Source organism: Paenibacillus antri, assembly GCF_005765165.1.
GTDB classification, from domain to species: Bacteria; Bacillota; Bacilli; order Paenibacillales; family YIM-B00363; genus Paenibacillus_AE; species Paenibacillus_AE antri.
Window position 1 is genome coordinate 37,549 of the sequence record NZ_VCIW01000024.1, and the last position, 14,201, is coordinate 51,749.

A 14,201-nucleotide genomic window follows, 5' to 3' on the forward strand; every position below is an offset into this window, starting at 1 on the left:
GTATAAGCCGGAGGGAACTCCCTTCTATCCAAGAAAGTTACGATTCGTACCCCAAAGCTTCGGACTTTCGGCGGAAAACGAAGAAAGCCCGCGCCATCCCGGCACGGGCCTTCCACTCGAAATGAATCAATATATCGTCCGACCGTGCGCGTCCGGAATCCCCGACTTCCTGTAGAAGTACGTGTTGATCTGATCCCGCCATTCCTTGGCGTGCTCGGCCTGGTGAACGAACCGCTCGCGCGCCTCCCGGAACGTCGCTTCCGGGACGGCGCCTTGCAGCGAATCCCACCGCGCGAGCAGCTCGGCGGCGCGGTCCGCCCCTTCGAAATGCGAATCGTAAATATGCTGAATGACCGACTTGCCCGACGCAAGCAGATGCGTATACGGTACATGGTGGAAAAATAAGAGCAGCTCGTCGGGACACGCCGACAACGATTCGTACCGATCGGATCGCGGCGAATGATACTGGCTCGTATACCCCGTGCCCGAAGCGACCGTGCGATCCACGCCGATCCCCTGACGATCCGCGAAATGATACGTTCCCCACTTCGCGTATTCGTACCCGTCCACGTTCGGACCGTAATGATGGTTCGGATTGACCATCCATCCGACGCCGAGCGGCGCCGTATAGGATTCGTAGATGTCCCAGGACTGGAGCAGCATGTCCGAGACGACCCGTATGACCTGCGGATCGCCGCCGAACGTCATGCGGATCCATTCGCGCGCGATGTCGTCCGCCGCGGCGCGGGGATCCCAGGCCAGTCTGCCGAAGCCGTAGAAGTTCGCTTGCGCCAGCGGATGCCCGGTCCAATTCGGGTCGTCCCCGATATTGGACACCGCGGCCAGCCCGCCGATCAAGCGGTCGAACAGCGCTCCGCTCGCCGCCTCGCTCGCGAGGGAGCCCTCGCCCCGAGCGTACGTGTCGAAGTCGAGCGCTTCCTTCCATTGCGGGACGAGGTAACACAAATGGCGCTGCTGTCCGGTATACTCCTGCGTAATTTGCAGCTCCATCAGCTGGTTCGTGTTCGTCATGCCGCCGAGGAGCGGCGATACCGGCTCGCGGACTTGGAAATCCATCGGCCCGTTCTTGATCTGCAGCGCGACGTTGTCCCGGAACCGACCGTCCAACGGCTTGAAGTGATCGTAGGCGGCGCGGGCCCGGTCCGTCTTTCGGTCGCGCCAATCCTGCAGGCAGTTATAGACGAAGCAGCGCCAGACGACGATCCCGCCATGAGGGGCGAGCGCGTCGGCCAGCATGTTCGCTCCGTCCGCATGATTCCTGCCGTAGGTGAACGGTCCAGGACGGAACTCCGAATCCGCCTTGACCACGAAGCCGCCGAAATCCGGAACGTACCGGTAGATCGTCTCGGCTCGCTCCGCCCACCACTCCGCGACCTCCGGATCGAGCGGATCCGCGGTCGCAAGGCCCCCGAGCTCGATGGGCGCGGCATAGTTGACGCTCAGGAACAGGCGGACGCCGTACGCGCGGAAGACGTCCGCGACGCGCGCCACGTCCGGAAGGAGGTCTTCCGCGATCAATCGCGTCTCCGCGGCGTGGACGTTGACGTTATTGATCGAGACGGCGTTGAGACCCACGGACGCGAGCAGCCGCGCATAATCCCGGATGCGGGACAAGTGTTCGACGAACCGGCCGTCCCGGAAGAAGATCGAGCGGCCCGCGTAGCCGCGCTCGATGCTTCCGTCCATATTGTCCCAATGGTTGATCATCCGGAGCCGGTTCGCGGGGCTGTCGGTCACATCCAAGCGCTCGATCGACGCTCCGGTCTGGAGCAGCTTCAGGAAGCGGAACGCCGCGTATAACACGCCTCTTTCCGTGTTCGCGGCCAGCACGATCGGACCGTCGATCGAACGCCGGATGACGAAGCCGTCTTCGTCGAGCCGGACGCCCTCCGCCCCCGTCAGGCTCTTTGCACCGAGCCGCGGATCGCTTCCAAACACCCCCGCCACGATCGAAGCGTCTTCGGCGGATGCCGGCGCCGGCGCCGTCCCGAGCATCGCGCGCAGCCCGTCGCTCAATTCTCGCCGCGCGGCGTCCAAGACCGTCGAAGCGCCCGGCATCGCGATGGAGGCGCAAGCGCGCAAATACGACTGCCGGAGCGGTTCGTCTTCGACCGCATGATACCGGAGCCAGCAAGCATAACCTTCCTCATACGTTAGGTCTTGCATTCAGATCGTCCTCCCAGGAACCTAAGTTTTACAACAGTTGTAACGTCTGCGGTCCGGAGACGAAGCGAACCGGCACGTCGGGACAATCCGCTTGCAGCCGCGCCGTCAGCCGCCGCATGCCCGGCTCTTCGCTCGCCGCGTGGCCGATCAGGAGGAACGCCTTCTTCCTGCCTCGGTGCATCGCGTCTCTTACGTACTCCGGCGTCTCCCATTCGGGCCCTTCGCCGGCGATGACGACGTCGACCTCGCGAAGCAGGGGGATCGCTACCGCGCCGCCCCCCCGATATCCGACCGTAACGCCGATCCGCTCGCAAGAGGCTGCCAGGTCGCCCGCGACGCGTACGTAGGGAAGTCCGAGCTTTTCCTTTAGAATCCCCGCAAGCGTCCGAAGCTTGATGGGCGGGAGCCGAACGATGCTGGCTTCCGGTCGGATGTCTTCGACGGAGGATTCCCATCCGAGCGCCTCGACGAGACCCGCCGTGATCTCGTCCGGCCGACGACGATGGATGCCGTCATGGTACCGGTACACGACGATCCCCGCATCGGCGATGAAGGCCTGCTTCGCCGACCATACGGGATCCTCGTCGCGTAACCAAGACGCGTTGGAATGATGGCTGTAATCGATCCCTTCGTGCGTAATGACCAGATTGGAGCCGAGGACGGCTGCTCGTTCCAGCACGGCTTGAGAAGCCAGGAACGTAATGACGACCCCCGTTACGATCGTATCCGGCGCCCCCGCGACGAAGCCGTCGACCGTCGCTCCGGAAGGCGTCCCCATCGGCGGCTGCGTCTCCGGCTGCAAATACTGCTCGATGAACTGCCTTGCCGTTACGGTTCGGGTTATAGCAGCCGCCTCCCTACACGCCGGAATAGGCCATAAAGCCGCCGTCGATCGGGATCGTCACGCCGGTCACGAAGCCCGACTGTTCCGGATCGATCAGCCAGAGGAGGACGCCGAGCAAATCTTCCGGCTTGCCGAAGCGCTTCATCGGCGTATGCGCAATGATCTTATGCGCCCGCTCGGTCAAGCCGCCGTCGGGCTCGGTGAGCAGATTCCGGTTTTGCTCCGTCAAGAAAAAACCGGGCGCGATCGCGTTCACCCGTATGCCGACGTCCGCCATATGAACGGCCAGCCACTGGGTGAAGTTGTCGATTCCCGCTTTCGCCGCGCTGTAGGCGGGCACCTTGGTCATCGGACTCGGGGCGCTCATGGAAGACATATTGATCACTGTACAGCCTTCGCGTCCGAGCATCCGTCTCGCGAACGTCTGCGTAGCGATCAGAGTGCCGAGGATATTTAAGTTGAACACGAAGCTGAATCCCTCCGGACTCAGATCGAAAAAGCTGCGCACCCCCGCCCGGCCCAAATCCTCGAGCTTCAGCGTCTCCTTCGTCGTCGTTCCGTCCGGATGGTTGCCGCCGGCCCCGTTAATCAAAATATCGCACGGCCCGAGCGTCCGAAACACTTCTTCCTCCGCCGCGGCTACGCTGGACGCATCCAACACGTCGCAGGCGATCGACGACGCCTCCCCGCCCGCGGCTCGGATGCGCTCCGCGACGGCGGCGCCGTTCTCCGCCTTGCGGTTCAGAATGGCCACCTTCGCGCCTTGCCGGCCCAGTTCGACGGCCATTGCGCCGCATAATACGCCGCTGCCTCCGGTAACGACCGCGACCTTGCCCTTCAAGCGTTCATTGATTTGCAGCATTGCGGTGCAGCCTCCCTCTCTTCCGGCGTTCCAGAGCGTCCCATAGACCCCAGAGATACATAATGCCCATGGCGCGGTCGTACAGCCCGTATCCCGGGCGGCATTCCTCGCCCCATAGATGCCTGCCGTGATCCGGTCTCGCATACCCCGCGAAGCCGACATCATGGTACGCCTGCACGATGCCGGCGATATCGACCGTCCCGTCGGCCGTCCGATGCGACGTCTCGATGAAATCGCCGTTCTCGTAGACGCGCACGTTCCGAATATGGGCGAACGGAATGCGATCCGCGAACTCGCGAATCATCGCCGGGATGTCGTTCGCCGGATTGGCGCCGAGCGACCCGCTGCATAGGGTGACCCCGTTCGCCGGACGGTCCACCAGCTTCAGAAGTCTCCGTATATTGTCCCGGCCGGTCACGATGCGGGGCAGTCCGAAGACGGACCAAGGCGGGTCGTCCGGATGAATCGCCATGCGAATCCCGCTCCCCTCGGCGACCGGAACGATCTCCTCCAAGAAATACTGCAAGTTGCTCCACAGCTGCTCTTCGGTGACGTCCCGATACGCGTGGAACAGCTCCGACAGCGCTTCCAACCGCTGCGGCTCCCAGCCGGGAATCGTGAATTTCGGATTGTCCGCGATTTTCCGCACCAACTCCAGCGGATCCATGTTTTGAAGCAAACTCTTCTCGTAGAACAGCGCCGTGGAGCCGTCCTCCAGCTCCCGGTACAACTCGGTCCGGATCCAGTCGAAGACGGGCATGAAGTTGTAGCAAATCACCTTGACGCCGACGCGGCCCAGCTTCTCGATCGTCCGCTTATAGTTTTCTATGTACCGATCCCGCGACGGCAGACCGAGCTTAATCGACTCATGGACGTTGACGCTCTCCACGACGTCGATATGGAAGCCATGCGCATCCGCTTGACGGCGAACCGCTTCGATCTTCTCCATCGGCCATTCCTCCCCGGCCGGCACCTCGTGCAGCGCCCAGACGATCCCTTCCACGCCGGGAATTTGCCGAATAAACGCCAACGGCACTTGGTCGTTGCCTTCGCCGAACCAACGAAACACCATTTTCATACCGTCATCCCGCCTTGTCCCCGAGGCTTGAAGAAGCCCTCGAATTTGCGTACCAACGCCTCTTGGTCCTGAACGATCAACGTGACATGATCCCTCATGACGCGCTCCGCCCTGTCGGGATCTTTGGCGGAGATGGCCTCGACGATCGCTCGATGCTGCGCGACGATCGTCGTCCAGTTAAATTCGGAGGCGAGACTCAACATGCGAATCCGGCTCAGATGGGCGTTCATCGCGTTCACGATTTTCCACGTCCGCTCCTTGCCGCCGCCTGCGAATAACGACTCGTGGAACTGGATATCCAGCCCGAACAGCTTGGCGAAATTTTTCTCTTCTACGTATTTCTCGAAGAGGATGACGTTCATTTCCAGCTGTACGAGATGATCGGGCGCGAACCGTTCGCAGGCCGCTCTCGCGACGGCGGGCTCGAGCTGCTCCCGTACGAAGCGAGCCTCCTCCACCTGGTCCAAGTCGATCAGGGAAACGTAAGTGCCGCGCTGCGGAAGCACCTCGAGCAGCTGCTCCTGGGAAAGCCGCGCAAGCGCTTCTCGAATCGGGGTACGGCTGATTTGCAGCTTGGCCGCGAGCTCGTTTTCCGAGAGGGGCTGTCCCGGCTTCAGCTTCAGGCGGATGATGTTGTCTCGCAGCATGTCGTACACATAGTCGCGGGCCGACTGCCGCGGGTCCGGCTTGCTCAGCTCGAGGTCGAGCATGCATACACCTCCGTTTTTCGGATCTGAGCACAGTATATCATCGGCATTGTGCACTTGTATACAAGTAATACAAACAAAACCTGCGCCCGGCCAAAAGCCGAATGCAGGTTCGCGATAGCCTAAGGAGATAAACGAATCAGTACCCCACCTCGACGGATGCGATGACCGCGTAGAGGAGGTCGTTTTTATCGTCTTTGTCGGGCAGCACGATGCCGCTCGTCGTCAACATACCTCCGTCCAGCAGCTCGATCGTCACCTCTCCGTAGGGAAGTTCGTCTCGGACCGCCTGAAGATCCAGCTTCTCTTTATCCGCGGGCACCGCCAGCTTGACGTGTACCTTCATCTTCCCGAGCTCCCCGCCGGGCAAGACGCTTACGATGCCGGGCATCGAATTGTGGTGGATCGCGTTATGTACGGCGCGGACGGCCGCTTTGGTGACGTCCTGTCCGTGAAGATCGATGCCCATGCCGACTTGAATAAACATCACTTGTTCCATATTTTTCTTCGCTCCCGTTCGCCAAGGTATGAACCGATCGATCCTATTATAACAAGCTTGATGCGAAGCACCTAGGCAAGGAAAAAGAGGCGAGGGCCGCCCTGCGCCCTCGACTCCAGGAATTCTTATTTGAAATATCTCGCGTTCGCGACCGACGGATCCTGCCCCTCGTCACGTAACGGACGTAATGCTGATAGTGGGCCTTATACAATCGGCCGTTCTTCGACGGCGAATACGTAAGGAACAGCTGCCTTCTGCTGGATTGGGTCGTATTCGTTCCGCTCTGATGCGGCGTCAACGACGAGAACAGAATCATATCGCCGGGGTTCGTATCGTAGATGACTCCTTTCGATGCGTCGATTTGCGCGATCTCCTCCTCATCGAAATTCCGCAGCGTCTCCTTCTGACGGAACTTATCGTGATAGCCGGGAAACAGCTCCAGCGCTCCGTTCTCCTTCGTCGCCCCGTCGATCGCCACCATAACGGAGATGAGACCCTCGTAAGGAAAACCATGCCAGAAAGCCGCGTCTTGGTGCATTGTGTACCCGGTATTGCCAGGCAGCTTAAAGATGAGTTTATCCTTGAACAGAAGCGGCTCGTCGAGATAGATGTCGCGAAGCGGCGTTAAAATTCGTTCGTCCTGAAACAAGTGGCCGAACACCGGAGATACGTCGAGCAGCGGGTCGAATTTCTCGATCATTCGCTCCCCGTTCTGCGCCTTGCGGTACGCCACCCGCAGATTGAGCGGATCCACGTACTCCTTCAAGCTCAACAGACGATCGCATTCCGCGCGCCATAAGCGAACCTCTTCCTCCGTAAACACATTGCGCAGCACCAAATACCCCGTATCGTTGTAGGATTGCAGCTGTTCATAAGTAAGATTTCGGACCATGCCCGTACCTCCCATGGAAATCGAATATAATCTTCTATTGATACAGACTTTCCCTTCCATCCCGTTCGTACGGGGCTTTCGGAAGACGGATGCGAATGACCGTGCCTGCGGCCGGTTTGCTGTGGCATTCCAGACCGTAGCTTTCGCCGTAATACAAGCGGATTCGTTGGTTCACGTTCCTTAACCCGTAGCCTCGGCCGCGGTCGTCCTGCAGCAGACGGTCCGCCTGCGCGCGGGAGATGCCCACGCCGTCGTCGATCACATCGAACACGAGGTGATCCCGATCGGGGAAGATCCGAATGCGAATCGTTCCGGAGGCATCCTCTTTCTGTTGGATGCCGTGCAGCACCGCATTTTCCACAATGGGCTGCAGGATCAACTTCGTCATGCGGCAGCTCAGCAGCCCGCTGTCGACCTCGAAGTAACATCGCAGCTTCCCCGCATACCGAATGTCCTGAATGTTCATGAACGCCTGCACGTGTTGGAGCTCCTTGGCGACCGACGTCAGCTCTTGCCCTCGATTCAGGCCCAATCGGAAAAACTTGGATAACGAATCTACGAGCGTCACGATCGGTTCGGCTTTGATTTTCACCGCCATCCACTTCATCGTATCCAGCGTGTTGTACAGAAAATGGGGTTTGATTTGCGATTCGAGCGCCGCGAGCTCGGCGGCCTGTTTCCGGAGGCCCATCTCGTAGACGGTATCCACCAGCTCGCTGATACGCAATATCATGCTGTTGTATTGCGCTTGCAGCCCGGAGATCTCGTCGTTCCCGGTAACTCGAATCGGACCGCCGTAATTCCCCTTTTTAAACTCCTGCATGTGATGAACGAGCGTCCGGAGCCCTTGCGTCAACCGATTCGATAAGAGGACGGCCGGCACCGTCGCGAGCAGCACGACCAAGATTCCGACGTACCCCGTATATTCGCCGATAACATAGCTTTTCGCCCGAATCTCATGCACGGGAACCAAGGCCGCGATTTCCCAGCCGGCATATTCCACCTGTTGAAAGATCGTGAAGTAATCCGTGCCCTTGTACCGAACGATCGGCATATCCGCCGACCGTTCGGCTTGTCGGATTTCCCTCATGACATCGCTTTCATCGAAAACTGCACCGGCGGAGGACGTGACGGACGTAATTCTCTTGTCGTCGTTATAGACGAACAAGGCGCCGTTTTCAGAGAAATTGACCTGCTCGAATACGTCGTTGAACACCTCTTCCTTCATATCGATGGCGACGACGGCCAGCGCCGAATTGAGATCGCTCCAATCGATGACATTGCGGTACAGCGATACGACCTTGTACCGGTTCCACGGCAAATATTCCTGCTCGTACGTGCTTCTCCACAGCAGCCTGCCGCCGCTCTCCGATACTTGCCGCTTCCACTCGGGGTCCAGATCCTCCATGCGGAAGATGTTATTCTGCTCGTTGGAATATAGGGAGTCGCCGGAGACGTATAAGCGGATACGAAAGAGATTCCGGTTGTTCTCCAAGTTCCGGATGATGTCCATCAGAACCCGGAAGTCGGCAAGCATCTCGACCGTCGGCGTATCCCCGTACCCGGATCGCTCCCGCTTCAGAATGGCCTGGAGCTGCGGATTCATCAAAATCTGCTCCGACACGTTCTCGATTTCTTCCAATCGGTACGTAATATTGATAGCCGCCTGCCGCAACGCTTGCTTATACGTCTCGCCGATCTGTTCCTCGACGATTCTAGTGGCGTTCAAATAAGAGAAGTAGCCGATAAGAGCCGTTGCCAGAACGATCAGCGCCAAATAAGAGCACATTAACTTCGTACGCAGCCCGATGCGGCCTTTGTTCATACCCATCGGTCCCGGTATTCCTTCGGGCTAAGCCCCGTGTATTTCTTAAACACTTTCGCGAAATAATTGGCGTCCGCGTAGCCTGTGCCGTCCGCGATCTCGTAAATTTTGACGGAAGGATCCCGGAGCATTCGCTTCGCATGTTTCATCCGCACCTTCGTCAAATAATCGACGACCGTCTCTCCGGTTTCCTTCTTAAAGACGCTTGTCATATGGTTGATCGAAAGGCAGATCTCGTTCGCGATATCTTGGATCGACAGCTTCTCCGCGTAACGCCGTTCGATCAGCTTGACGATCGTCTGCGAGATGCGGCGATCGCGGCTTCCCCCGTCCGCGGCGAAGCTCCGATCCGGCACGTATTCCGCGATCATCCGGTCCCGTTCGATTTGAGCGGCGACCTTATCCATCACTTGCGTAAGCTCCGTCTGATTGAACGGCTTCACGAGGTAATCGACCGCATCGAATTTCAAGGCGGATTTAATGAATTGGAAGTTTTCGAACGCGCTGAGAACTACGATTTGTACCTGAAGCGACTGTTCCCGGACGAGCCGGATGAGCTCCAGACCGTCCATCCCCGGCATCACGACGTCGGTCAGCAGAATTTCCGGTTTGAGCTCTTGGACCTTCCGAAGCGCCGTCCGGCCGTTATTCGCTTCCCCGACGATCCGAATTCCCATCCCCGCCCAGTCGATATACGTCCTCAGTCCCTCGCGAATAATATCCTCATCGTCTACGATAATCATGGATAACATGACTCGTTCCTCCTAACATGCTCCGAAGAAGGGTGCATCCGGCGTTTACGAGTCTAATTATACCATTGCCGCTAGCGTCCACTATCGAAACGAGGCGTACCAATCGTTGATCGCCTGAAGCGACGTCTCCCCGCCCGTGCCGTTCCACTTGTCGACATACTCGTCGAAGGCTTCCATCGGAAGCGCTCCCGAAATGATTTTAATATAATATTCGTTCGTCAAATCGGTGAGGCTTTGCGAATGTTCGACGACCTCGGGGATCGGCGGAGCGAAATTCGTAATTTCCGTATAGGTCGTGTACTCCGTTAGCGGATTGTAGTACGGGCCGAAGCCCTTCAACTCTACGCGGTTCAAGAAGTTTTTCTCCGTATCCCAGAGCTGATAGTAGATCCGATAGCGTATCTTCTCGGCCTCTTCCGTAGCGACCACGATATCGCCGTCCAAGTTGTAGTGGGTGCCTTCCCAACCGTACGAAACCACATCCATCACGTCGTCAGCCATATAATTGTTAATGAATTGAACGACCTCGTTCACCTTTTGGCTTGCGCGCGGGACGAGCATATACACCCGAACCGGGGTGTTCTTTTGATATCCGAATTGCCCGTTCGGTCCTACCGGCGGATGGATCCATTCCAATTTGGAGCCTGGATTTTTTTCAAGATAAGCCTCCACTACGCCCTTGGCGTCGGCCCAACCGATCGTCGTCATGACCGCTTGCCCGCTTACCATCTTTTCTTGAATATTCGTGTTCTTATTTACCGGGTATTCGCGATCCAGAATGCCTTCCGCATACAGCTCGCGCATATAGGCCAAGAAATCTCTGGCATAGGGCTGCGTATACGTATGAACGACTCGATCGCCTTCCACGACGTATTTCGCTCCCAAACCGAAGGCTCCCGCGAAGCTTTGAATGTAACCGAAGGCGTTGCCGTTCCCTTCCGCCGCTCCCCCCAGCAACGGGATCATCTCCGGTTTCTTTTCCTTAATGGTTCGAAGCGCGGCGCCGTACTCGTCCAACGTCTTCGGGATCGCGATGCCGAGCTCCTCCAAAATATCCGTTCTTACGAGCATGCCGTTCGTGGCCGCCTGATTTTGAGGGACCGCGATCGCGTAGATGCCGTCGTTATACATCACAGCCTTCCACGTCTCCTCGGGTACGGTGTCGAGGATTCTAGGTCCGTGTTCCTTCAAAGCGTCGTCCAACGGGGCCAACAGACCTTGCTGCGCCAAATTGGAGTAAATATCCTTGCTTCCCGTGATAATCAAATCCGGAGTTTCGCCGGACGCCATCATAATGTTGATCTTCTGGTCCACGCCCTCCTTCGGCTGCATCTCCCATTCGATATCGAACCCGGTCTGTCGCTCGATATAATCTACGATTTCGTTGGCGTTCAAATCCGTTCCCGCCGGGAACTCCTCGACGTTGGACGGCACATATACCTTCAACGTCTTCGCGCTCGCGTCGCCGGAAGAACTCGCCCCTTCGTCCGATGCGCCGCCTCCGCCGCCGCACCCGGCAACGACAACCAATCCCAGCGCAGCGATCCAAACCGTCTTCCGCCTCATCGCCCTTGTCCGATTCATTACTCTTACCTCCCTTTTTTTATCGAAAAGCGAATCTATGAAATCAGAATATCTTCGGCTCCCGCCGCGACATTCGTCATCCCGCCATGGCATCGTCTACTGCTTCACGGCGCCGAGCATAACGCCCTTAACGAAATGCTTCTGAAGGAAAGGGTACACCAGTAAAATCGGCAGCGTTACGGCTACGACCGTGGCGCCTCGAACCGATTCCTGCGCGGTATTCATCATGAGCTCCATATTATTGATGTCGACGCTCGACGCGTTAATAATGATTTCGCGCAAGTAGATCTGAAGCGTGAACAACTCGTGATTCGTCAAGTAGATCAACGCATCGAAGTAGCTGTTCCAATATTCCACGGCATAAAACAAGGAGATCGTGGCGATCGACGGCATCGAGAGCGGGATCATGATCCGAAACAAAATCCGGAAATTCGACGCGCCGTCGATCTTGGCCGACTCTTCCATGCTGTCCGGAATGTTGTAGAAATATAGTCTCATGATGATCATTTGGAACGGGGCGACCAGACCGGGAATCACGAGCGCCCATAGCGTATTCAGAAGCCCTATTCCCTTCACGACGAGATAGGTCGGAATAATGCCGCCGTTGAACAACATCGCGAAGATGAAAAGAAACATAAACAACTGCTGACCTCTTAATCGCTTCCGAGACAATGCGTACCCGGCGAAGATGGTCAGCATCGTGTTGATCAGCGTACCGAAGATCGTAATAAACAGCGTATTGCCGAAGGAATCCCAGAATCTCCTGCTCCCCAGCACGATATCGTAGGCGTTCAGACTAAACCCCTTCGGCCACAGAAAAATTTCCCCCGCCAGCACGTAAGACTCGCTGCTGAGCGACTTCGCCGCGATATTGATCAACGGCAGCAAGCAGATGACGATGACCCCGCAAAGAAGAATGGAGTTGATCCCCTCGAACACGGTTTCGCCCCTAGATTTTAAGTGCATTCGCGCAACCGCTCCTTTATGAAACTGTTCACGACGTACGATCGCGTTACCACAGGCCGCGTTCCCCGAACTTCTTGCTGACCGCGTTCGCGATCACGACCAAGATCAGACCGATGACCGACTGGAACAAATTCACCGCCGTACTGAAGCTGTATTTCATCTGCCCGAGCCCGATTCGATAAACATAGGTTCCTAACACATCCCCCACGCTGTAAACCATCGGACTGTAAAACATAAGCACCTGTTCGAGATCGTTGGCTAATGCCGCTCCAAGCCGCAGCATGATCACGAACACGATGACGCTGCGGATTCCGGGCAGCGTAATATGCCAAATTTGTCTGAACTTGCTCGCCCCGTCCATCCTGGCCGCTTCGTAGAGCTGCGGATCGACGGCCATAATCGCAGCCAAGTAGATGATCGAACTCCAGCCGCTCTCCCGGAACGCGGAGGACATGACGAGGACCGATCGGAAGAAGCGTTCGTCGCTCATAAACATGATCGGATCGATTCCGAAAAATCCCAGCACCGTATTGACGATTCCGTCCGTCGGCGACAACAGATTCGCGAAGATAGCGCTTACAACAACCCAAGAAAGAAAATGAGGCAAATACGTTACGCTCTGGCTGAATCGCTTAAACATGACGTTCCTGACTTCGTTGATCATTAACGCCAAAATAATCGGAATCGGAAATTGAAACACGAGTTTATACAAATTGATAAGCAGCGTATTGATAAACACGCTGTAAAACTTTTCGGACTGGAATAAATCTTGGAAATGCTTGAGTCCCACCCACTTGCTTCCCATGACGCCGTCGAGCAGGTTATAGTCCTTAAAGGCAATCAACGCTCCATAAATCGGTACATACTTAAAGATAATCAATACCGCCAACGCAGGGAGAAGCATGATATACAGCTGATAATCCGCCCACATTTCTTTCCCTGCTTTCCTCCACCCGCTCGCCGTCCCCTTCCCGGGTCCCATGGAAGCGTCTTTATGGTTCAACCCGAAACCTCCCGTCTCCTGTATCGCTCCGTCTCTCACCCCCATTATAAAAGCGCGCGGACAGTAAAAAACAGACGATAATCTCATGATTTAGGGTAATATTCCCCGGAGTTTAAGAGCAGGCGGACGGAGAAAAAGGCACTGCCACGAGTCGTGACAGTGCCTTAACATGATGACGCTATGAAATTAATACGCCGTCCAACCCGCGTCGGCCGTCACCGTCGTTCCGTTGACGAAGCTCGACTCGTCCGATGCCAAGAACAATGCCACCTTCGCGATTTCTTCCGGCTCGCCTACGCGCGGGTTGATGCCCATTCCGGCCATCGCTCGTTCCGCCCCGAACGCGTTCGGCGCCATCATCGAGGCGCCGATCCCCGTCTTCACGCCCCCCGGCGCGATCGCGTTGCAGCGAATGCCGAGCGGCGCATATTGGAAACCGACGCTCTTCGTGAAACCGACGACGGCATGCTTCGAAGCGGTGTACGCGGCGCCCGCGCGCGATCCGAACAAGCCGCCCGCGGAGGCGATGTTGACGATGACGCCTTGCTTCTTCGCCGTGAAGATCGACAGCGCCTTCCGCGTCGTCCGCATCGGCCCCGTCGTATTGACCGCGAACACTCTCTCCCATAGATCGTCCGTAAGGTCCCCCGCAGGAACGAAGTTGTCCATAATTCCGGCGTTGTTCACCAATATATCAACCGTTCCGAATGCGCTCGTCGCGGCGTCGAACATGCGCTGCACGTCCTCTTCGACCGCGACGTTCGCCTGAACCGCCAAGGCGCTTCCGCCGCGCGCCTCGATGTCCCGAACGACTTGGCCGGCATTCTCGAGGTTGAGATCCGACACGACGACCTTCGCCCCTTCCGCGGCGAACAGCTCCGCGATCGATTTCCCCATGCCCGACGCGGCTCCCGTAACGACGGCGACTTTCCCGGATAGTCTCATTTCTACGTACCTGCTTTCATGAGAGAATGAACACATGTCGGTTAGCATACATGTGTT

General features: G+C 57.3%; 13 protein-coding genes. All 13 read right to left on the reverse strand.

The genetic code is table 11. The annotated features are described in order from the left end of the window. Nucleotides 1–126: 126 nt before the first annotated feature. The 13 genes from FE782_RS26985 to FE782_RS27045 all read right to left on the reverse strand — a co-directional run bounded on the left by FE782_RS26985 (nt 127) and on the right by FE782_RS27045 (nt 14,144). Entirely contained in the window at nt 127–2,187 is a 2,061-nt protein-coding gene (locus FE782_RS26985; RefSeq protein ID WP_138197471.1) for an alpha-glucuronidase family glycosyl hydrolase, read from the reverse strand. A 28-nt stretch (nt 2,188–2,215) separates the two neighbouring features. Further along, nucleotides 2,216–2,965, reverse strand: a complete 750-nt coding sequence (locus tag FE782_RS26990; RefSeq protein ID WP_138197472.1) for a Nif3-like dinuclear metal center hexameric protein — start codon at nt 2,963–2,965, stop codon at nt 2,216–2,218. 79 nt (nt 2,966–3,044) lie between these two features. Beyond that, on the reverse strand, nt 3,045–3,893 hold the full coding sequence (locus FE782_RS26995) for an SDR family oxidoreductase (protein ID WP_138197473.1): 849 nt from the start codon (nt 3,891–3,893) through the stop codon (nt 3,045–3,047). Next, nucleotides 3,877–4,971 carry a mannonate dehydratase gene (gene uxuA, locus FE782_RS27000; RefSeq protein WP_138197474.1) on the reverse strand — a complete coding sequence of 365 codons (1,095 nt, stop codon included), beginning with the start codon at nt 4,969–4,971 and terminating at the stop codon, nt 3,877–3,879. The genes FE782_RS26995 and uxuA overlap by 17 nt, the downstream gene beginning before the upstream one ends. Further along, nucleotides 4,968–5,681 (reverse strand): GntR family transcriptional regulator, encoded by a 714-nt coding sequence (locus FE782_RS27005; protein WP_138197475.1) that lies wholly within the window; start codon nt 5,679–5,681, stop codon nt 4,968–4,970. The genes uxuA and FE782_RS27005 overlap by 4 nt, the downstream gene beginning before the upstream one ends. A gap of 136 nt (nt 5,682–5,817) precedes the next feature. Then, nucleotides 5,818–6,177 carry a Lin0512 family protein gene (locus FE782_RS27010; RefSeq protein WP_138197476.1) on the reverse strand — a complete coding sequence of 120 codons (360 nt, stop codon included), beginning with the start codon at nt 6,175–6,177 and terminating at the stop codon, nt 5,818–5,820. A 46-nt stretch (nt 6,178–6,223) separates the two neighbouring features. Continuing rightward, entirely contained in the window at nt 6,224–7,069 is an 846-nt protein-coding gene (locus FE782_RS27015; protein ID WP_158299570.1) for a phytanoyl-CoA dioxygenase family protein, read from the reverse strand. Nucleotides 7,070–7,103: 34 nt separating this feature from the next. After that, nucleotides 7,104–8,900, reverse strand: coding sequence for a sensor histidine kinase (locus tag FE782_RS27020; RefSeq protein ID WP_138197478.1), 1,797 nt, complete (start codon nt 8,898–8,900; stop codon nt 7,104–7,106). Beyond that, entirely contained in the window at nt 8,891–9,646 is a 756-nt protein-coding gene (locus tag FE782_RS27025) for a response regulator transcription factor (protein ID WP_138197479.1), read from the reverse strand. The genes FE782_RS27020 and FE782_RS27025 overlap by 10 nt, the downstream gene beginning before the upstream one ends. Nucleotides 9,647–9,727: 81 nt before the next feature. Then, nucleotides 9,728–11,230, reverse strand: coding sequence for an extracellular solute-binding protein (locus FE782_RS27030; protein ID WP_158299571.1), 1,503 nt, complete (start codon nt 11,228–11,230; stop codon nt 9,728–9,730). A 96-nt stretch (nt 11,231–11,326) separates the two neighbouring features. After that, nucleotides 11,327–12,196 (reverse strand): carbohydrate ABC transporter permease, encoded by an 870-nt coding sequence (locus FE782_RS27035; RefSeq protein WP_138197481.1) that lies wholly within the window; start codon nt 12,194–12,196, stop codon nt 11,327–11,329. A 46-nt stretch (nt 12,197–12,242) separates the two neighbouring features. Further along, entirely contained in the window at nt 12,243–13,199 is a 957-nt protein-coding gene (locus tag FE782_RS27040) for an ABC transporter permease (protein WP_238392676.1), read from the reverse strand. A gap of 186 nt (nt 13,200–13,385) precedes the next feature. Continuing rightward, nucleotides 13,386–14,144: an SDR family oxidoreductase gene (locus FE782_RS27045; RefSeq protein WP_138197482.1), complete on the reverse strand. Its 759-nt coding sequence runs from the start codon at nt 14,142–14,144 to the stop codon at nt 13,386–13,388. Nucleotides 14,145–14,201 lie beyond the last annotated feature (57 nt).

What these genes read in the sequence shown, in the direction of transcription:
- FE782_RS27035 (WP_138197481.1), bottom strand. Translation starts at nt 12,196, where the DNA reads ATGCACTTAAAATCTAGGGGCGAAACCGTGTTCGAGGGGATCAACTCC.
- FE782_RS27030 (WP_158299571.1), bottom strand. Translation starts at nt 11,230, where the DNA reads ATGAATCGGACAAGGGCGATGAGGCGGAAGACGGTTTGGATCGCTGCG.
- FE782_RS26995 (WP_138197473.1), bottom strand. Translation starts at nt 3,893, where the DNA reads ATGCTGCAAATCAATGAACGCTTGAAGGGCAAGGTCGCGGTCGTTACC.
- FE782_RS27045 (WP_138197482.1), bottom strand. Translation starts at nt 14,144, where the DNA reads ATGAGACTATCCGGGAAAGTCGCCGTCGTTACGGGAGCCGCGTCGGGC.
- FE782_RS27010 (WP_138197476.1), bottom strand. Translation starts at nt 6,177, where the DNA reads ATGGAACAAGTGATGTTTATTCAAGTCGGCATGGGCATCGATCTTCAC.
- FE782_RS27015 (WP_158299570.1), bottom strand. Translation starts at nt 7,069, where the DNA reads ATGGTCCGAAATCTTACTTATGAACAGCTGCAATCCTACAACGATACG.
- FE782_RS27005 (WP_138197475.1), bottom strand. Translation starts at nt 5,681, where the DNA reads ATGCTCGACCTCGAGCTGAGCAAGCCGGACCCGCGGCAGTCGGCCCGC.
- uxuA (WP_138197474.1), bottom strand. Translation starts at nt 4,971, where the DNA reads ATGAAAATGGTGTTTCGTTGGTTCGGCGAAGGCAACGACCAAGTGCCG.
- FE782_RS27020 (WP_138197478.1), bottom strand. Translation starts at nt 8,900, where the DNA reads ATGGGTATGAACAAAGGCCGCATCGGGCTGCGTACGAAGTTAATGTGC.
- FE782_RS26990 (WP_138197472.1), bottom strand. Translation starts at nt 2,965, where the DNA reads ATGGGGACGCCTTCCGGAGCGACGGTCGACGGCTTCGTCGCGGGGGCG.
- FE782_RS26985 (WP_138197471.1), bottom strand. Translation starts at nt 2,187, where the DNA reads ATGCAAGACCTAACGTATGAGGAAGGTTATGCTTGCTGGCTCCGGTAT.
- FE782_RS27025 (WP_138197479.1), bottom strand. Translation starts at nt 9,646, where the DNA reads ATGTTATCCATGATTATCGTAGACGATGAGGATATTATTCGCGAGGGA.